The sequence below is a fragment of the Pseudoselenomonas ruminis genome, from assembly GCF_008271295.1.
Classification (GTDB): Bacteria; Bacillota; Negativicutes; order Selenomonadales; family Selenomonadaceae; genus Selenomonas_A; species Selenomonas_A ruminis.
In genome coordinates, this window is the sequence record NZ_VTOY01000015.1 from 35,106 (window position 1) to 53,645 (window position 18,540).

The 18,540-nt window shown below is 50.4% G+C and carries 15 protein-coding genes; 4 read left to right on the forward strand and 11 right to left on the reverse strand.

The annotated features are described in order from the left end of the window. Window positions 1-2 precede the first annotated feature (2 nt). Window positions 3-1,013, reverse strand: coding sequence for a tryptophan--tRNA ligase (trpS, locus tag FZ040_RS12045; RefSeq protein ID WP_149172214.1), 1,011 nt, complete (start codon window positions 1,011-1,013; stop codon window positions 3-5). A gap of 346 nt (window positions 1,014-1,359) precedes the next feature. Continuing rightward, complete coding sequence (locus FZ040_RS12050; protein ID WP_187620331.1) at window positions 1,360-1,944, reverse strand: hypothetical protein; 585 nt, start codon at window positions 1,942-1,944, stop codon at window positions 1,360-1,362. Window positions 1,945-2,193: 249 nt separating this feature from the next. Between FZ040_RS12050 and proC the strand changes: the two genes are divergently transcribed. Next, the gene (gene proC / locus FZ040_RS12055; RefSeq protein WP_149172216.1) at window positions 2,194-2,976 is read left to right on the forward strand and encodes a pyrroline-5-carboxylate reductase; all 783 of its coding nucleotides are present in this window, start codon (window positions 2,194-2,196) and stop codon (window positions 2,974-2,976) included. Between the two features lie 371 nt (window positions 2,977-3,347). Here proC and FZ040_RS12060 read toward each other — a convergent pair whose 3' ends face one another. The 7 genes from FZ040_RS12060 to ulaG all read right to left on the reverse strand — a co-directional run bounded on the left by FZ040_RS12060 (window position 3,348) and on the right by ulaG (window position 9,511). Continuing rightward, window positions 3,348-4,049: an L-ribulose-5-phosphate 4-epimerase gene (locus tag FZ040_RS12060; RefSeq protein ID WP_074515739.1), complete on the reverse strand. Its 702-nt coding sequence runs from the start codon at window positions 4,047-4,049 to the stop codon at window positions 3,348-3,350. Between the two features lie 23 nt (window positions 4,050-4,072). Further along, window positions 4,073-5,122 (reverse strand): hypothetical protein, encoded by a 1,050-nt coding sequence (locus FZ040_RS12065; protein ID WP_149172217.1) that lies wholly within the window; start codon window positions 5,120-5,122, stop codon window positions 4,073-4,075. Between the two features lie 15 nt (window positions 5,123-5,137). Next, on the reverse strand, window positions 5,138-5,980 hold the full coding sequence (locus FZ040_RS12070; protein WP_149172218.1) for an L-ribulose-5-phosphate 3-epimerase: 843 nt from the start codon (window positions 5,978-5,980) through the stop codon (window positions 5,138-5,140). Between the two features lie 76 nt (window positions 5,981-6,056). After that, entirely contained in the window at window positions 6,057-6,344 is a 288-nt protein-coding gene (locus FZ040_RS12075) for a PTS sugar transporter subunit IIB (RefSeq protein WP_033171328.1), read from the reverse strand. Between the two features lie 41 nt (window positions 6,345-6,385). Then, a complete protein-coding gene (gene ulaA, locus FZ040_RS12080; RefSeq protein WP_075428890.1) occupies window positions 6,386-7,873 on the reverse strand; it encodes a PTS ascorbate transporter subunit IIC in 1,488 nt (495 codons plus the stop codon). Window positions 7,874-7,948: 75 nt separating this feature from the next. Then, a complete protein-coding gene (locus FZ040_RS12085; RefSeq protein WP_149172219.1) occupies window positions 7,949-8,389 on the reverse strand; it encodes a PTS sugar transporter subunit IIA in 441 nt (146 codons plus the stop codon). 18 nt (window positions 8,390-8,407) lie between these two features. Continuing rightward, on the reverse strand, window positions 8,408-9,511 hold the full coding sequence (gene ulaG, locus FZ040_RS12090; RefSeq protein ID WP_149172220.1) for an L-ascorbate 6-phosphate lactonase: 1,104 nt from the start codon (window positions 9,509-9,511) through the stop codon (window positions 8,408-8,410). Between the two features lie 314 nt (window positions 9,512-9,825). Here ulaG and FZ040_RS12095 point away from each other — a divergent pair, with 314 nt between their 5' ends. Beyond that, window positions 9,826-10,620, forward strand: a complete 795-nt coding sequence (locus FZ040_RS12095; protein ID WP_149172221.1) for a DeoR/GlpR family DNA-binding transcription regulator — start codon at window positions 9,826-9,828, stop codon at window positions 10,618-10,620. 68 nt (window positions 10,621-10,688) lie between these two features. Here FZ040_RS12095 and FZ040_RS12100 read toward each other — a convergent pair whose 3' ends face one another. Then, window positions 10,689-12,107 (reverse strand): helix-turn-helix transcriptional regulator, encoded by a 1,419-nt coding sequence (locus tag FZ040_RS12100; protein ID WP_149172222.1) that lies wholly within the window; start codon window positions 12,105-12,107, stop codon window positions 10,689-10,691. A 204-nt stretch (window positions 12,108-12,311) separates the two neighbouring features. Here FZ040_RS12100 and FZ040_RS12105 point away from each other — a divergent pair, with 204 nt between their 5' ends. Then, window positions 12,312-14,588: an autotransporter domain-containing protein gene (locus FZ040_RS12105; RefSeq protein ID WP_187620332.1), complete on the forward strand. Its 2,277-nt coding sequence runs from the start codon at window positions 12,312-12,314 to the stop codon at window positions 14,586-14,588. 19 nt (window positions 14,589-14,607) lie between these two features. On the opposite strand, the gene FZ040_RS12110 is transcribed toward FZ040_RS12105, so the two are convergent. After that, complete coding sequence (locus FZ040_RS12110) at window positions 14,608-16,443, reverse strand: M48 family metallopeptidase (RefSeq protein WP_149172228.1); 1,836 nt, start codon at window positions 16,441-16,443, stop codon at window positions 14,608-14,610. A 545-nt stretch (window positions 16,444-16,988) separates the two neighbouring features. Here FZ040_RS12110 and FZ040_RS12115 point away from each other — a divergent pair. Beyond that, a complete protein-coding gene (locus FZ040_RS12115) occupies window positions 16,989-18,524 on the forward strand; it encodes an SLC13 family permease (protein ID WP_187620333.1) in 1,536 nt (511 codons plus the stop codon). Window positions 18,525-18,540 lie beyond the last annotated feature (16 nt).

Sequence of the window (18,540 nt, forward strand, 5' to 3'; positions counted from 1 at the left end):
CCTTATTTTTCCATCAACAAACCGACGCGTTTTTTGACTTTCGTAAGGGTCTTGCGGGCGATATACGTTGCACGCTCAGCCCCTTCGCGCATCTTCTCTTCAAGGTACGGACGGTCATTCATGAGCTCGGCATATTTCTCGCGGATTGGCTTCAATTCATCGGCAACCGTCTGGCCGACAACTGCCTTGAAATCACCATAGCCCTTGCCTTCGAACTCAGCCTCAATCTCCTCCATTGTTTTGCCTGTGATGGCCGAGTAAATGGTCATGAGGTTGCTGACTCCCGGCTTGTCCTCACGGAAGCATACCTTGGCTTCGCTGTCGGTTACCGCGCTCTTGAATTTCTTGAGGATGGTTTTCTCATCATCAAGAATCGAAATCGTCGCCTTCGGATTCTCATCGGATTTACTCATCTTGCTGGTCGGGTCCTGCAGGCTCATGACACGGGCACCAGCTTTCGGGAAATACCCCTCCGGCAACTTGAAGATTTCTCCGTAATTGTGGTTGAACCGAGCGGCTACATCACGGGTGAATTCAAGATGCTGCGTCTGGTCAGCACCAACAGGTACATAGTCTGCCTGATAAAGCAGGATATCGCCAGCCATCAAGGCCGGATAGGTAAAGAGGCCTGCATTGATATTTTCCGGATGCTTAGAGGATTTATCCTTGAACTGCGTCATGCGGGAAAGCTCGCCAAACTGAGATACACAGTCCATAATCCAACCCATCTCCGCATGACATTTGTTATGGCTCTGGACAAACACCAGGCTTTTCTCCGGATCGATGCCGCAAGCCAGCAGCAGAGCAAATGCCTGCAAGGTCTGCTGGCGGCGTTTTACGGGGTCAATCTGAATGGTCAACGAGTGGAGGTCAGCGATAAAGTAATAGCACTGATACTCTTCCTGCATCTTCTGCCAGTTCTTGACTGCCCCGAGGTAATTGCCCAACGTAAATACGCCCGTCGGCTGAATGCCCGAGAGAATAATTTTTTTTGCTTCCTGTTTCTGTTCCATATCGAAATACGCTCCTTTTTGTGCCGGAGCACTAAAAAAGTCCCCGGCAGTAAAAACTGCCAGGGACGAAATCTTTCGCGGTGCCACCCTGATTCATGGCCTCATTGCCATGCGCTTAGCGGAGTACAATCATACTCCCGGCATCTCACGCGTGCCAGACGTCACAGCCTACTTGGCCTCAGCCTTTCAGTGTGCCCTCAGCGACCCATTTGCCAGCTCGTTTTTCATCCGGATTGCAGCACCCCGGACTCTCTGGAGAAGCGTTACTGACGTTATCCTCGCCTCAACGGTTTACATATCTTCTTAAGTGTAACACCGTAATTCATGAGTGTCAACCTTTGTCTTTTCACGTTTCAAGGAATGGCTGCACCGATTCAATGCGAATCATCCGCTCGGTTCCCGGTTTATGTTTCCGGCTTTTCGCTTCGCGTTCAAACGACAGGCGGTATACATCCATATCAAATACCGCCGCCGCCATTGCGGCCGCTGGAAGCGTTGCCATATCGCCCCCCGTGATATCCACGGCACTTTTCCCCATGGAGTCCCAAATGTCATGCTGCTTCTTTATCACATGATACAGGGATGAAACACCGGCTTCAGGAATAGTCGTACACAGGCAGCGGTCTTCCTCAAGCTGCAAATTATCCACCAGATGGCGATAAGCCGGCATATCCTCTTTCCGGCAAATCACATGGATATTCTGCGGACTCAAAAGCCCGACATTGAACGCCAAATCTTCCCAGGCACTGCCCAGGAGCAGAATCATACCGTAATATTCCGGGAGGCTGCCACTATCATACCGCTTGGCAAACCGCTTCAACGCCAGCGGCAGCAGCTCTTCCTGGTAGTAATTATCCGCCCAAAGGACTTCCTCGGCTGTTTCAGTAGGCATCCCACGCCAAATACCAATCTTCTCTTCTAATGGAATCATATAGCCTGCCTCCTCATCATGAAATTTTCCTATCTTCCTGCTGGTATCCACCATTTCCCTGTTTTCTTCTTTACCCTTGTCCACTAATTCTACATTTCGAAAGAATATTCCTGCTTCCTGCCCCATCCCCCCCTGATACCGGGAAACAACAGTGGCACAATGAAGAAAAATAGTGTACAATAGTAATCGCTTGATGAATATTTGTCTATTTCTATAAAACATTACCATTACAATCAGGAGGATTTCACCATGAATAAATTAGGTTTTATCGGTATGGGAAACATGGCCCAGGCGCTTGCGGCTGGTTTCATCCAGTCCGGCAGCATTGACAAGTCAAAAGTTTTCGCCTTTGCCCCCAATCAGGATAAGCTGAAAAAGAACAGCCAGCGCATCGGCTTTACTCCCTGCGAATCCGTAAAGGAGCTCGCCGAAGCTGCGGACACGCTGGTCATGGCCTGCAAGCCTTACCAAATCGAATCGGTTCTCAATGACCTCGGCAACAGCCTTGAAGGCAAAGCATTGATTTCCGTAGCTGCCGGCTGGGACCATGTCAAATACCAGCAACACCTCCAGACGAATACCCGCATCCAGTTCGTCATGCCCAACACACCGGCCATGGTCGGCGAAGGCGTCCTGCTCTTTGAGGAAACGAATTCCCTGCAGCCGGAAGAACGCACGGAAATCATGAAACTCTTCGAATCCGTCGGCCTTGTTCAGGAACTGCCCACTTCCCAGATGGGTATCGGCGGTGCTGTCACTGGCTGCGGCCCGGCTTTCGTCGACCTTATGATTGAGGCCTATGGCGATGCCGCTGTAAAATACGGCATGAAACGCGCCGATGCCTACCGGCTGATTTCCCAGATGATTCTCGGCTCGGCCAAACTGCAGCTCGCAACAGGCGAACATCCGGGCGTGCTCAAGGATAACGTCTGCTCGCCAGCCGGCACCACCATCCGCGGCGTCACGGCACTGGAGGAAAACGGCTTCCGCAATGCTTGCGTGAAATCTATCGAGGCTATCATGGAACGATAAACAAATCGTCTTATTGATTGCCCGCGGAATAGTTATATTGACGAATAGATATGAGGATGCTACAATAGATGTAGTATTTAGATATGGACATATGTTGGCCATTGAAAAAGCCCTTGGGAGTGATGACCCCAAGGGCTTTTTCGTGCGCCGTGATGATTGGCGCACCTCGCTGGTGCCACAGTGGCTGCGCTTACTTACAGCCCCAGCATCTGCAAGATCAAGGTACCGAGAATACTCCCGATAATACTGACAAGCAGCTCAAGCAGTATTTTAGATATGAACAAATTGCTGACCTCCCTCCCTTGCCGAATTAGCTTGATGAGGGCTGTGGCTATACCAGTATATCATATAGTCAGCATGTCATACCTAATTTATTTTTTTGTCTGCCCGTAGTAGGCGTTCGGGCCGTGTTTTCTGAGGAAATGCTTGTCTAAAAGCGCCTGCGGCATCGGGTCGCGGTCGCCGGTGAGCATCTGCGTATGGAACGCCATCATGGCTACTTCTTCAAGTACGACGGCATTGTGGACAGCATTCATGCAGTCCGTGCCCCAGCAGAACGGGCCGTGGTTCTTGACGAGGACAGCCGGCACATAGTCGGGGTTGATGCCGTATTTCTTGAAGCGTTCTACCGCTACAACGCCCGTATTGTACTCGTATTCCCCTTGGATTTCTTCCTCGGTCATATCGCGCGTGCACGGAATCTCGCCGTAGAAGTAGTCCCCCTGCGTCGTGCCATAGGCACGTACGCCCTGACCAGCCTGAGCAAAAATCGTCGCCCAGCGCGAATGCGTATGCACGACACCGCCGATATGCGGGAATTCTTTATAGAAGATGCGATGCGTCTCGGTATCCGATGACGGATTGAGCTCGCCTTCGACCTTGTTGCCCTCAAGGTCAACAACAACCATATCCTCGGGTTTGAGTACGTCGTACTCAACGCCCGACGGCTTGATGACGAACAGGCCCTTCTCACGGTCGATGCCCGAGACATTGCCCCAGGTAAAGGTAATCAGATGATGCTTTGGCAGCAGCATATTGGCTTCATAGACTTTTTGTTTGAGTTCTTCCAGCATGATGTTTCCTCCCAAGGTTTTGCTTATTCCGTCAGCTCGTAGCGCGCAATCTCATTCGTCTCGCGGTTCGCGCCGATGATGATGTCCTTGCCTTCATAGACATAGTGTAGCACATTCGCCGAACCACGGCCACGATCGAGTTCCTGTGCCTCATAGCCATCAGCTCCATGGGTGAAGGCTAGGAGCAGCCGGTCGCCCTTGCGGTTGCCGATAATCCAGGTCGGCTTGCCACAGATATCGCCGCCGAAAATTGCATGGAGGAATTCGAGTTTCTCGGGATGCGTGTAGGCAAGCTCGAATTTGCCGTTCTTTTTCTCGTAGATATTTACCGTGTCGCCATGGAACGGCGCAATCGCGCAGAGTTCCTCCTCGCCATCACCGTTTAAATCCATGAGCACGGCATCGCTGGCCGCATCCGTGATGAGCTCCTCGATGCGCCACGATCCGCCTGCTGCCTGCGGCGGAAACACCTGCAATACGCCGCCATCAAACGATACGATGCCGCTCGTCGAACCATCGGCCTCATAGTGACGGTAGTAGCCGTGATTCTTGAGCATATTGTCCTTGATTGGCGTTAGCTGGAGCTGGTTGTCATCATTAAACGCGGACAGGTCAACGGGCAGCTCAGCGACAAAGAGCTTGCCAGGGAAGCGCCAGTCTTCCTTATACTCATGGTCAGATTTCAACGCGCAGGCAAGGATATAGTTCTTGCCGCCAGCCTGTAGGATATCGAAGCGGTGGACAAACGGCAGGTCGCAGAGCGTACGAACTTCCCAGTCATTCTTGCCCTTCGGCGTGACGACGACAATCGAGGCCTCTTTGGAGTCATTGGGCGAGTAGAATTTGCGCGTAGCGAGGAACTGGCCATCAGTGCCCGGCACTTGTACCATCGTCATGACGCCGCCCGGGCCTTCCCAGACCGTTTCCTCAATCTCGCCTTCAAGGCTTATCAGATAGCAGTTGTTGACTTTTTCGGCTGCACAGAGAAAATGGTCCTTGCCCTGATAGTGGAGCATGGCCAGCGAATAGCATTTTTCCAGTTCCCCGATTACTTTTTTATTGACATTGAACATAATTATCCTTCTTTCTCATTCTGCCTTATCCAAATACGAACGCAGAAAATCGTTGGCTTTCTGCAGTTCTTCGCGCCAGTCCGTCTGCGGGTCATACCAGAACTCGCCGACGAAGCGTCTGACCCCTAGCTGCCAGGATTTATTGACGATTTTCTGGAAGTCCACATGGCCGGTGCCAAAGGGAATCTCGCGATATTTGCCCGGTACGGTTTCCTTTAGATGCACGGCCACAATATGGCCGCGGCCCGTCTCCAGGTCATCCGCCACATCGCCATCGTAGAGCAGGGCGGCATTGGTGATGTTGCCCGAATCCGGATAAACGCCGAGATATGGCGAATCCACCTGCCGCACATAGTTCATGGCCTTTTCCACTGTGTCCATGAACGGCGTTTCCATCGTCTCAAAGCCCATCTGGATGCCTTCGGCCGCCGCCATGTCGGCAGCCTTGCGCAAATTCTGCAGGAAATCTGCCCGCGTCTTGTCCGTGCCTTCCTCATAGTAGACATCATAGCCAGCCAGCTGGATCGTGCGGATGCCCAGCTTTGCCGCCAGGGCCACCGCCTTCTGCATGATATCGAGGCTGCGGTCCTGTTTCTGCATGTCAGGACAACCCAGCGGGAACTTGCGGTGACCACTTAGGCAGATGGAACGGAAGGGCACCCCTGTTGCCCGCATGGCGGCGCGAACTTCGTCAATCTCCCCATCGGTCATATCCAGCCGTGCCAGTTTCGCATCGGTCTCATCAATACTCATTTCCACATAGTCAAAGCCAGCGTTCTTAGCCGCCTGTAATTTTTCCGCCCAGGTCAGGTCACCGGGCATGGATTTTTCGTAAAGCCCTAACTGATATTTACTCATTTTTCCTTCCCCCAGTCACAAAAAAGGCATAAAAAGGGCTGCTGCACTTTGCAGCAGCCCTGCTGATTCTCAGCTATTAGCCATTGACGATATTTGCCTGGATTTTCTCTTCCATTTCCTTTTCGGCCAGCAGATTCTTGAGGCCGATGACCGTAGCCTTGGTTCCCGTGAAGGTGCCCACCAGCGACTCGGAGCAGAACACCACATCGTAGTTGTTGGCCTGGGATTTGGCATCACCAACATTCGTATGATAGATTTCTGCATCAAGGCCCAGTTTCTTGAAGACCTTCTCGAGTTTCATCTTGATGATCTGAGAAGAACCCATACCCGAACCACATGCAGCGATAACTTTCAATTTAGCCATTTTGAAGCACTCCTTTATAATCACAAAGCGAATTTCTACAATCAATCAATGACGACTTCATCCACAGGTACGCCCTGTTTCTTGGCGAGGATTTCCTTGTATTTATCAAAGTCCTCGGCAATGACGAAGTAAGTATCCTTGTTGCGCTGGTAGAGAATCTGCGGGATAGCCAGCAGCAGGATGACTACGGCTGCTACACCGACGTACTGCAAGTTCTCCATGATGACGCCGATAAAGGGCCAGACAGCATCCCAGTCAAAGTTGCCATGCCAGCCACCGAAGTTACCCGTCGTGAAATGATAAGCAGCAAAGCCGCCGCCGAGTACCTGGATGATACCACTGCAGAACGGGATGATTGCTGCGGCGCGGATACCGCCGAGACGGTTGGCAAAGACAGCAAAGGTTGCGTTATCGAAGAACAGCGGCACGAATCCCGAGATGATGAGGATTGGGCTGTTGAAAACGATAAGACCCATGATGGCCAGGAACTGGCCAAAAGCACCGAACAAGAAGCCGAAGGTTACGGCGTTCGGATGACCAAAGCCATACGTTGCGGCGCAGTCGACGGCCGGAACAGAACCCGGCAGGAGTTTTTCCGAGATACCCTGGAAGGAGTTCGTGAGCTCCGATACGAAGGTACGGACACCAAGCTGCAGGATAGTTAGGTAAACAGCGAAGTTTAAGGATTTCTCAAGGATATAGAACAGGAAGTTCTGATTCTTGCCAAAGCCCTTATCGATCTGATGCATGAGGTCCGGGCCCAGAATCGTGATGATCGTACCGAAGAAGATGGTCATGAGCACGCCGGTTGCCACCATGTTCTCATTGAAGATGGAAAGGAAGCCCGGCAGTTTGAGGGTTTCCAAAGATTTTTTCGGATCGCCGATCTTCTTAGCAATCTTGGATACCAGGAAGATACCAAACATCTGCTGATGACCAGTAGCGAAACCGCCGCCCTCGGTGAGCTTTGCCACCGGCTCAACGGTGAGGTTCGAGGCCACTGCCCAATAGGTACCAAGGAGGATACCGAGCATTACCACAACCTGCGGGTCCATAAGGCCTGGGAAGCAGAAGAGGACGAGCCACAATGCCGTCGAGGACTGCTGTACCATGACATGACCAGTGATGAACAAGGTGCGGATCTTCGTATACTTACGGAATAGTACCAAGAGGATATTCATGGTAAAGGCAATCAGCAGTACCATCATCATCATGGAGAAGGAACGGCCGATATTCTCTACCGAGGCCTGGGCTGCTGCCTGACCGAAGTACGGGTCGATAACGGCAGCCGACAGCTCGAATCTGTCCTTGAGGCCTGCCAGCACCGGACGGAAGTTGCCGACGAGTCCGCCAGATGCGACATTCAAGATCATATAGCCGACAGTACCTTTGATAAAGCCTGCCAGACACTCATACCATTTCTTACCTAAAAGTGCGTAACCAGCAAAGACGATAAAACCGATGAAAAAGGCCGGTTTCGTCAGGATGTTGTTTTGGAAAAACTCCCAAACGGATAACAAGATTTCCATAACTTACTTTTTCCCCACTTTCGTTTCTTTTCCCCTAAGGGAGCCTCCCCAGACTCCCCTCACTAAAAGCTCTCTTTACGCCTCGATCTGCAGCAAGTCTTCCGGTGTCTTGGCTGCCAAGACCTTGGCTACGATATCCTCATCGGAAAGCGTCTCGGACAGGGCCATCAGATTGTTCAGATGGACTTCGTCATCGGTAGCTGCCAATACCACGAAGATGCGGGCATCTTTATCCGGATCGCTCTTATCAAAGCTTACGGGTTTTTCCGTCTTCATGAAGCACATGGCCGTGCCATTTACGCCGCGGCCGCGCTCTGCATGCGGAATGCAGATATCCGGAGCGATGACGATGTAGGGACCAAGCTCCTCCACCTTTTCAATGATGATTTCCGGATATTCCTTTTCGATGGTGCCATCAGCCAGCAGCGGTGCACAAGCTGCCCGCACGGCATCCCGCCAGTCATCAAAGCCTTCATGGAACGAATAGTGTTTTGACTCGACAAATTCTTTAAACATCTTGGCTCTCCCTTCACATTACAAGCAGGAACGGAATGGAATGTTCTGCGGATGCTCGAAGCAATCCTCAAACCCACGGCGGTGATGGTAGTAAATCTTATCCTTATCCATCGGATAGACATAACGGCCGCCCACCTGCCAGAAGAACGGATGGAATTTGTACTCGTTGCGGTCTTTTTTGAAGTTGTAGAGCAGCTCGATTTCGTTGCAGTCAGCCTGGAAGTTCGTCCAGACATCCCAGTGGATTGGTACGACGACCTTGCACTGGAGGTTCTCAGCCATGCGCAGGATATCGATGGACGTCATCTTGTCCTGCATGCCAATCGGGTTCTCGCCGAACGAACCGAAGGCAACATCGATGTCGTAATCCTTGCCATGTTTCGCAAAGTAAATCGAGAAGTGGCTGTCACCGGAGTGGTAGATGTTGCCGCCTGGCGTCTTGAGCAGGTAGTTGACTGCTTTCTCGTCCATGTCGGTCGGGCATTTGCCGGTGAGCTCCTCACGGTCCGGGCCCGTCGAGTCCGTCGTCGTGATGCAGGTGCGGTCAAAGCTGTCGAGGCAGACGATTTCGATATCCTTAATCTTGATGACATCGCCCGGTTTTACGACCTTGCAGCGCTCAACCGGCACGCCCCATTTGACCCAGGTATCAACGGATTTCTGCGGTCCGATGAACGGAACCGGAATTTCCTTGCCGTTCTCATCCGTCGTCGTCATGCCGCTGTGCAGTACATGGGCTGCCCACTCCGCTGACATGTGGTCCTGATGGTAATGCGTTGCGAGTACCGCATCGACCTGCTTGAATGCGAATGGGTCGATGACGAACGGTACGTTGCGCAGATTCGGCTGCATCGAGCGGCAGCCGCACATGTTAGCCATCTGATGACCAACCTTCATCTTGCCATCCCCGTGGGTACGTTTGCCGTTTCCACACCACAAATCCACGGTTACATTGGCACCACCTGGCGTCTTGAACCAGGTTCCCGTGCAGCCCAGCCACCACATGGCGACCTGACCTTCCGGTACTTCGTAGCTTTCGATATCCTCTACCAACCAGGTTCCCCATTCCGGGAAGGTGCTCATGATCCAGCTTTCGCGGGTCATTTCGGAAATCTTACTCATGTTAATCCCCCTAAAACAAATATTTATGTTTCGTTTATGATTGTTTTGCCGTATTTCCTATCGACATCCTTATCATATCACAGCGTTATGCTCATTTCAAGCATTTTTTCATAAAATAATCAAAAAATGACATTTGTAATATTTTAAACGCTCATTTTATGATTATTTAATGCTTGATTTTTCGCTATCACTCCGTTATACTATCCATATAAACATAAGTCATATGGATATGATTATTATGAACAATAGACATACTCGTATCGCAACTGTTTTGCCTATTCCATAAACATCTATACCGAAAGGATTCCACTATTATGAAAAACAGTAAAAGCGTTGTCTTTCGCCGTCAGCAGGCGTTACTCAAACTATTGAAAGAAAACAAGAGCATCGATGTCGATACGGCAGCAGCCCAGCTGGCAGTATCCGCCACCACAATCCGCCGCGACCTCGTGATGTTCGAACAACAGCACCTTGTCACGCGCTTCCACGGCGGTGCCAAACTCATTGACGGCACCTTAAAAGAAGAAGATACACCAACCGCTGACCCCAAGAGCCGTGTTGATGTGGAACAGAAAAAGGCCATTGCCCAGTACGCGGCCTCACTGATTGAAGATGGCGATACCATCTTTATGAATTCAAGTTCCACCACCCTCATGATGCTCGACTATATAAAGGATAAGCGCGTGATCCTCGTCACCAACAACAGCAACGCCATCTATTACCCGCATGACCCGCAGGTCACCATCATCCTGACCGGCGGTGAAATCTATCAGCGCCGTAAATCCCTCGTTGGCGAGTTTGCTTTGCAGACGCTGACAAAAATCAATGCCGACAAGGCCTTCATCGGCGTCGGCGGCATCAGTGTAGCCAGCGGCATTACCACTTCGGTACTGCCCGAAACCGCCATCAACGAAATGATGATGCGCCGCTGCCAGGGCAGCTGCTACGTACTGGCCGCCCGCCAAAAAATCGGCCGCGAACACAACTTCCTCTCGGGCACCATCGACAAGATTGATACGCTTATCACCTGCCCCGGGGCCAGCCCCGACGAAATAAAAAACCTCCGCACCCATGGTGTGGAGGTCATCGAAGTCATCGAATCGGCTTAATTTTATCTAGCAGGTTATATGCAAAAGGCTGTTGACATTTTCAGGTCAACAGCCTTTTCTATTACCATTTAGCTTTCCTGCAAAATCCGACGCAGCTGCCGTTGGTTTTTGGTATTGGTTTTCCGGAGCATATTTCCAATGTGATATTTTACCGTACGCTCCGTAATGCATAAACACTCAGCAATTTCTGCAATGCTTTTCTGAGCAATAATTTCCTGCAACACTTCACATTCTCGCTGGGTAAGGCCAAACCGTTCCTGCCATTCTGAAAAAATTGGCCTATCCTTCGGCATAGAATCCACGGCCCGCGGTTCTGCCATTACCTCTTCTGCCACCAATGTAGAAGGTCCCTGTCTAATACACGGAGGAAGTGGCAGCCGCAAAGGACGTGTCCGACTCTTGACTGACAAATAAAGCAACAGTCCACGATAGAAAAGAGCAACGACAATCAGCAGTAAAGCCAAATAAGGAATAATAACACTGGTCAAAGAATAGCTGTTAAGATACGAAGCCCCCATAAGTGCCCCCATAGCCGAAGCCGGCATCTCGATTCCACGGCCCATTGCCGCCCAAAATTCAGGATGTTTGGTATAAACAGCTACTTCCAAGAACAAACGAATTACAAAGACAATCAACACGCCGGTAAAAAATGCATCCATATAGCCCAGCAAAGGAATAAGACCTGTTATTTCTGTTTCTGGCAGTGAGGTTCGCAAGAACAGCGGAACAACCTTAGCTATCAGCGCTACCAGCGGCAGATAAACAGGAGCATAATCAGCCAACACCCCTGCCAATAAAAAGCTGGCTATCGTAAACAGACGCGAGACAGCAAAGGTCGGCTGATACGCAGAAAAATAGGTCATAAACAGGCTGTCATCAAGACCAACCATCAATCCCAGCATCACTGCAATGAGAATCGGCAGATACAAGTTGCGCAACAGCACCGGCTGTGGCGATAACGGACGTTCCCGGTCACGATAACGAGGAATCCGGTGAAGCAGACAGGCCTGCAAAATGAACCCACTCAGTACAGGTACAACATACAGTGGCCCTCTAGGGATAGCATAGATACAAAGCCCGATACCAAGATTTGCCAACGCCAACGCTATACCAATAAAGCGCCCTTGGAGATTGCTTTTTACCTGACGGGCGGCCAGATAGAAAATACAGGCAGCTATATATCCCCAGCTCAACAAGAACACTGCTAATGACAAGTACCACCCATAACTGCTGTCAGCTGACAGAAACAGCGCCACCAAACTAACCAGATTGATTCCCTGTACTAAGGTGAGCACATTTCGCCGCCGCTGACGCGATAGCCGGCGATATAACAGGCTAAGTGAGACCATTCCCAAACTGGCCAGCACCATAAAATAGGCATTAGCCGTCAGTATATCTTCGGCCGGTACATATTCCAACACTACCATATATATAAGAACGTTGTAAAAAAACGAAGATGCATATAGAAAGACAAGCCGCCACGGCATAAAATCCCCTCCCCCGTTCCAACTAGCTTTATTATAGCACGAAAAATGCGAATTTTCCTTATAGTACAGGCCAAAGTACAGGCTTGGAGCGAAAAACTGTACCGAAATACAGCAGGAAACAGCCACCCACGGAACAAATTTCTTCCTAGCATACCGAATAATGAAAAAACCAGTAACACGATTTTGCAGAAGGGAGTCGATTTTATGAAATTACAGGAACGAAAAATCACCCAGCTGGTTCTGGGGGCATTGTTGGCAAGCAGCAGCGGACTACTGTTGCCATCGATGGCCACGGCGAAAACTGCCGATGCAGTGGCACCAGCTGCCAAGGAACTGACCGTTACCAGTACGTCTGTCAATGAAACGGGCGCAGCTATCAGCGCTACGGATACGGTATTTGGCAATGCCTCCTACGAAGGCATTTCCCAAATCGTATCAGCAACCGGACTGTCGGTGTTAGATAATAATACGCTGGCGGCTGACGGATTTACTGTGACGATAAACTCGGGAACTATGAACCTCATCTACGGCGGCAAAACAACAACAGCCACCGCCCAAAATAATAGTGTGATCATAAATGGCGGTACTATTGGCAATGCCGAAAGTCCCTGGGGTGCCGTCGTAATTGGCGGCTATGGTGCTTCAACAGCCAGTGGAAATACCGTAAAGGTCACGGCTGGTACCATCAACGGGCAAATCATCGGTGGACAGGTGGGAACAGGCGGAACCGCCAGCGGCAATACCGTCACAATAAGTGGCGGTACCTTTGCCGGCAGCATCATCGGCGGACAGGGAAAAACTGCCAGCAATAATACCATCACCATTAGTGGCGGTACCATCGGCACGGCTGCGGGATGGACCTCGATTAATGCCGGATTAGCTCCCTATGATGAAGACAGCGGAACAGCCTCAGGCAATACTCTGACCATAAGCGGCGATGTAACGCTTTTAGGCAATGTAATGCTTTCCATTGGTACTGCACAAGGCGCAAGTGGCACCTCGAGCAATAATACCCTAAACCTGCTTACAGCTGTCAATGCTCTCGAGCTCAGCGGCGGTGACGGAACTACTTCGGGCAACACCCTTAATGTAGCTGCTAAAGGAATTACGACAGGGAGCATCATGGGGTTCGATTCCATCAACTTTTATCTGCCTGCCAATATTGCCAACGGCGACAAAATGATTACAGTAGCTGCTAATACAGAGATTGACGGCACCGTCAATCTAACCGGTGTAAAACTAGGTGTAACAGCACTTTCCGGCGTAACCCTTAGCAAAGGCAACACCGTCACACTGATTTCAGCACCAGCTGGTATTACCACCGATACTACGCTGTCTACAGCGGACAGTTCTACGCTTGGATCTGCTTCCTTCCTGGCCCTGGCCAATCTCGATACCGTAAACACCTATACGCTGTCCATCAGCAAATCAGGAACAGATGCTATCATCGCCACAGTAGACAATGTCAGCAGCAGTTCTACCGGCGGCAGTGGCGAATCCAGTAGCAGCAGCAGTTCTACCGTCAATGATGTGAAAAAATCAACGGTAGAGCCTAGAGCCGCTACGCTTTCGGCACTCACCCAAGGCTCAGACTTTCTGGCTTCATCCGGTTTTAGCCAAGCAGCCAACGCCGTAAGCCTTGCCGCAGCCGAAGCACAACAAGGAGGTGCTGCAGCCATCAGCACCAATTCCTTTACACCATTTGCGGCTACAGGTGGCCAAAAAATGCGCGCCAACAGCGGGTCGCATGTTGATACAAAAGGTTATTGCCTTAACGTCGGCTTTGCCAAAGAAACTGCCAATAAAAACGGCAAACTCCTCTTTGGGCCAGTAGTAGAATACGGCCGTGGCACCTATGACAGCTATAACAATGACGTACATGGCGATGGCAAATCCCATTATTGGGGTATCGGCATGATGGCGCGGCAAACCAATAACGATGGCATATACTATGAAGGGAGTCTGCGTGGCGGCCGCAGCAGTTCCGATTATTCCTCCAACGTAACGGTTCTAGGCGTGCCCACTCATATTGCCTATGACAATACGAATACCTATTGGTCAGCCCATCTAGGTATCGGCAAAGTGACAAAACTTGCTGGCAACAACGCGTTAGATACCTATCTCAAATATTTCTACACCCGCCAAGCGGGGGATACTGTAACCATCGTAGGCGCACCAATGGCATTTTCTGCCGTTAACAGCCATCGTGCCCGCGCCGGTATGCGAATTACCCACAAAATTAACGAAAAAGAAAGTCTCTACGGCGGACTTGCTTATCAGCATGAATTTGACAGCGAAGCACGCGCCACGTATAACGGCAACGCTACCCCAGCCCCTAGTGTCAAAGGCGGCAGTGGCATGGCTGAACTCGGCTGGCAAGTAAAAGCCAGCGGGCCGTTGACACTGGACTTCGGTTTAATCGGCTGGGTCGGCAAGCAACGCGGCCTGACTGGACAGATTGGCGCACTTTGGAAATTCTAAACCAGAGTGCTATATCCTATCATCTCATTTCCCCCTTCTTATCCGCAGTCTTTTTGACTGCGGATTTTTTGTCGGCATTTTTCTTCTCTTCTTTCCATTTTTTCTCATACTGTTTCTTGGCTTCGGCTTTATCCTTCAAGCGCTTCTTGTATTCCTTATCACTGATAGCTGGCAAATAATCATCGGGAATTGCACGAACGTATTTGTTATCCAAGGCATATAATTTCTGGTAATTTTCCTGCGCTTTATCCCTCTGACCTAGTTCATCGTATATTTCGGCGCTGATTAACCAACCATAGGGATTGTCCGCCTTGATTTTCTTGGCGGTATCCAAATCTGCCAGGGCTTTGTCATTTTCCCCCATCATCCGATAGGTATCGGCGCGATTGAGGAAATTAAACACGTTCTTCGCATCCATAACGACAGCTTTGTCACAGTCCTGTAATGCTCCAGAAAAATCCCCATTGACGGCTTTCGCCCGGCCGCGAACGGCAAAGTTCTCCGCTTCGTTTTCAGGATTTTTAGCCGCAAAGACGCGATTGATCTCAAACAAGGCCTTAACGGCCTGTCCATAATCGCTATAGGCATCGGCATTTTCCCGCATTTTCTTGACAGCTTTGGCATCGCTTTGAATTACAGCTTCCCGTGCCTGCTGCAATTGCTTTTGACGCTTTTGCTCTGCCGCTTTCATTTTGCTTCGTGCACCGCTGGACGCTTCCCCTGCATAAGCATTCGTCACGAGTTCCTGCAGGCGTGCGCCTGCCTGCTCTGATGCTAAAAACGCTTGCAGCACTGCATTTACCCGCGAATCTTCGAGGCAAGTTACTGCGCCATCCCGATTCGTGCGAAAATTCCACGCCGCAACGGAATCATAATCATGAAAGGCCTTGGCGATTGCACCAGCAACATAATAGGCATTTTCCGTCGTATTGTCGTAGTCATCCCCGGTCCAATCCACACTTAATAGTTTTTGTCCATCGATATAAACATCCCGGCGATCCTTGACCGTCACATGCCCACAGCCGTAATCCGACATCATCTTGGCTAATTTTTGCTCCCGCAGGTCCGTATCCGGGTGATCGTTGTAATTTTCCTGGTCTTTTTTCTTTGGGTCGGAATCCTGATATTCGAGGACGTTCTGAGTCTGATAGGTCAAATAGTACGACATGCGGGCCATCGCCGCTGCACCACCGCCGGGATTGAACCCCGCACTGGTCATTAAATAAAAACCGCCTTCATCGGCATCGTACTCAGTTGGCAGCGTGACATTCTTAGCGATGGAGTAATTGGCCAGCGCATTTAGCTTGTTCCAGTCCATAACACCTGTATCCATGTTGAGGAAACTCATTCCATAATACTGTGCTACGGCTTTGGCATAGTTATGCGCACTGTGCTGCTCCAGGCCATGCGTCATCTCATGGGCAAGAACAGCCGCCAATTCATCGGGATCAAGATTGAGTCCACGCACCAGCGCCCTGTTGATGCTCACATAGTTAGTCGGATAGCAGGCCGCATTAAAATCCGGACTGTTATTGACCGTCCAGCAAAAGGGCAGGCTGTTGACCTTTAATACGTACGCCCCCTTATTGACCAGCTGATTCATAACAAAATCGACGACTTGCACATCATTCTGATTCGGGTCAATGCCATTTTGTTTGATATCCTGCTGCTGGCTTTGAAGCTGGGCACTGACGTTATTTCCCATAGCCAGGATGCTGGAAAGGCTGGATTTATATGCCCCCAAAACGCCAAGTGCCTGTGCGGCGGCCGCCCAGGCATCCACGGCTTCTGCCTGCGGCATCGGTGCCTGCATCACGCCAGTCATCAGCACACCGGACAAAGCCATTGCCGTCATGCGTTTTTTCCATCGATTGTTGTATTTCAAAGGAATCACCTCATTTACTTGAGTTAGAAAACTATATGTATTTTACCATATCTCGCTTGAAATTTTCGTGAGTGCGGATAATTTTCTTTAACTTTTTGTCCTTTTGTAACTGAAGTTACATACTCTTTTCATAAATCTCCCCTATAATAAAGCTGTCGATAGGAGATGGGCTTGGTCAATCCCCCAGGCCGCAGGCTTTTATCGATATCCCTAAACAAGAAGGATTTAATCCCACCCTTCTTGCTTCCCATTTCTCAATTTTTTATCATCCCTTCCCTAGAAGTCCGCAGCTTGGACGTAACGCTGCGGACTTCTTTTTTTGTTTAACATTATTTTTCCACTCAATTACGACAATTTTTCTATCATTCCTAAATAGAATGGTAAATTATCCTATTAGCTATTGAAAAAAGACAGAATATTATTTATGATAGAAATAAAGCGAATTGTAGGTATAATTTATAGAAATTATTCTTTTGCTTACTTCAATAAAAGGAGGCGTATTTATTTTGGACAAGATGAGTAAAGAAGCGCTAGCGGTCAAACGAGCAGAACAGGCCTTTGACCGCAAACGCCGCACGATTGGTCTCTTCGGCGGCCCAATACTAGCCCTGCTGGTATTCCTTACCCCGATTGCAGGACTCACTTTAGCGGCACATAAACTGCTGGCTATCATGGTGCTCGTTGCTCTCTGGTGGATCACAGAGCCTGTACCGATACCGGTAACTTCGCTGATTGGGCCAACGCTGGCCGTTGTTACCGGGGTTGTACCGGTTAGCACAGCATTTGCCGCCTTTGCCAATCCGATGATTTTCCTCTTTATGGGCGGCTTTATCCTGGCAAAAGCCATGATGACTCATGGACTCGATAAGCGGTTTGCCTACTGGCTGTTATCACGTTCCTGGGTTGGTTCGAATCCGAAACGCATTTTCCTGGCTGTCGGTCTGGCGGCGGCCCTGTGCTCCGGCTGGGTCAGCAATACTGCTACGGCCGCTATGATGTTTCCGATCTGTCTCGGCCTTTTGACTTCCATCAAAGAGATGTTTGCCGCCAATGGCCGGACCATCGATTTGCACGAATATAAATACGCCACCGGACTCATGCTTATGACGGCTTACTCCTGTTCGATTGGCGGCGTACTAACTCCGATTGGAACCCCGCCAAACCTCATCATGCTCGGGTTCCTCGACCAGATGTGTGACATTCATGTATCATTCTTTGAATGGATGACCTGGGGTTTTATCGCCATGGTCGTCTACTTCCTCATTGCCGCCTTCGTCTTGTCGCGCATGTTCCCAGCTGATGTCGAGCGCATCGAAGGAGCCGACACCTTTATCAAGAATAAGCTCGCAGAGCTTGGCGGCTGGACGCTGGCTCAGAAAAACACGCTGTTCTGCTTTATCGTCGCCGTTACGCTCTGGGTTACGCCGGGTATTCTTTCCATTGCCCTCGGCAGTACGGACCCGACGCTAAAACTCTACAATAAATTGTTCCCAGAAGCGGTTGCCGCTATGGCTGGCGCACTGATTCTCTTTATCCTGCCGGTCAATTTTGAAAAACGCCAGTTTACCCTCAAGTGGCAGGAAGCTATGGAAGGCATCGAATGGGGTACACTGATTCTCTTCGGCGGCGGTCTCGCCATGGGCGGCATGATGTATAAGACAGGTCTTTCCCAGTGGGTCGGTGACCTTATCGTCAGCTCGATGGGCGGCTCGCCATCGCAAATTGGCATGGTCGCCATCTTCTCGGTCATGGCCCTGCTGCTCTCGGAGCTAACGAGCCATACAGCCGCCACAAATATGATTGGCCCCTTGGCCATCACGGCGGCAGTATCGGCCGGTCTTAGCCCGATTCCGGTATCCGTCGGCATTGCCCTTTCCGCATCGCTTGGCTTCATGCTGCCGGTATCGACACCGCCAAATGCTATCGTCTACGCATCGGGCTATATCCCCATCACGAAGATGATTCACACCGGCGTCATTATCGACGTCGTCGGCATCGCCTGCGTGACGATTCCACTGGTTATCTACTTCGTCAGCTGGGTTGTCGGCTAGAATTTCTGCTATATAA

Coding starts and splice junctions, on each gene's coding strand:
- FZ040_RS12070 (WP_149172218.1), bottom strand. CDS start 5,980: ATGAGTAAATATCAGTTAGGGCTTTACGAAAAATCCATGCCCGGTGAC.
- ulaG (WP_149172220.1), bottom strand. CDS start 9,511: ATGAGTAAGATTTCCGAAATGACCCGCGAAAGCTGGATCATGAGCACC.
- proC (WP_149172216.1), top strand. CDS start 2,194: ATGAATAAATTAGGTTTTATCGGTATGGGAAACATGGCCCAGGCGCTT.
- FZ040_RS12100 (WP_149172222.1), bottom strand. CDS start 12,107: ATGCCGTGGCGGCTTGTCTTTCTATATGCATCTTCGTTTTTTTACAAC.
- FZ040_RS12095 (WP_149172221.1), top strand. CDS start 9,826: ATGAAAAACAGTAAAAGCGTTGTCTTTCGCCGTCAGCAGGCGTTACTC.
- FZ040_RS12110 (WP_149172228.1), bottom strand. CDS start 16,443: ATGACGGCAATGGCTTTGTCCGGTGTGCTGATGACTGGCGTGATGCAG.
- FZ040_RS12075 (WP_033171328.1), bottom strand. CDS start 6,344: ATGGCTAAATTGAAAGTTATCGCTGCATGTGGTTCGGGTATGGGTTCT.
- FZ040_RS12105 (WP_187620332.1), top strand. CDS start 12,312: ATGAAATTACAGGAACGAAAAATCACCCAGCTGGTTCTGGGGGCATTG.
- FZ040_RS12085 (WP_149172219.1), bottom strand. CDS start 8,389: ATGTTTAAAGAATTTGTCGAGTCAAAACACTATTCGTTCCATGAAGGC.
- FZ040_RS12060 (WP_074515739.1), bottom strand. CDS start 4,049: ATGCTGGAAGAACTCAAACAAAAAGTCTATGAAGCCAATATGCTGCTG.
- trpS (WP_149172214.1), bottom strand. CDS start 1,013: ATGGAACAGAAACAGGAAGCAAAAAAAATTATTCTCTCGGGCATTCAG.
- ulaA (WP_075428890.1), bottom strand. CDS start 7,873: ATGGAAATCTTGTTATCCGTTTGGGAGTTTTTCCAAAACAACATCCTG.
- FZ040_RS12115 (WP_187620333.1), top strand. CDS start 16,989: ATGAGTAAAGAAGCGCTAGCGGTCAAACGAGCAGAACAGGCCTTTGAC.
- FZ040_RS12065 (WP_149172217.1), bottom strand. CDS start 5,122: ATGTTCAATGTCAATAAAAAAGTAATCGGGGAACTGGAAAAATGCTAT.
- FZ040_RS12050 (WP_187620331.1), bottom strand. CDS start 1,944: ATGATTCCATTAGAAGAGAAGATTGGTATTTGGCGTGGGATGCCTACT.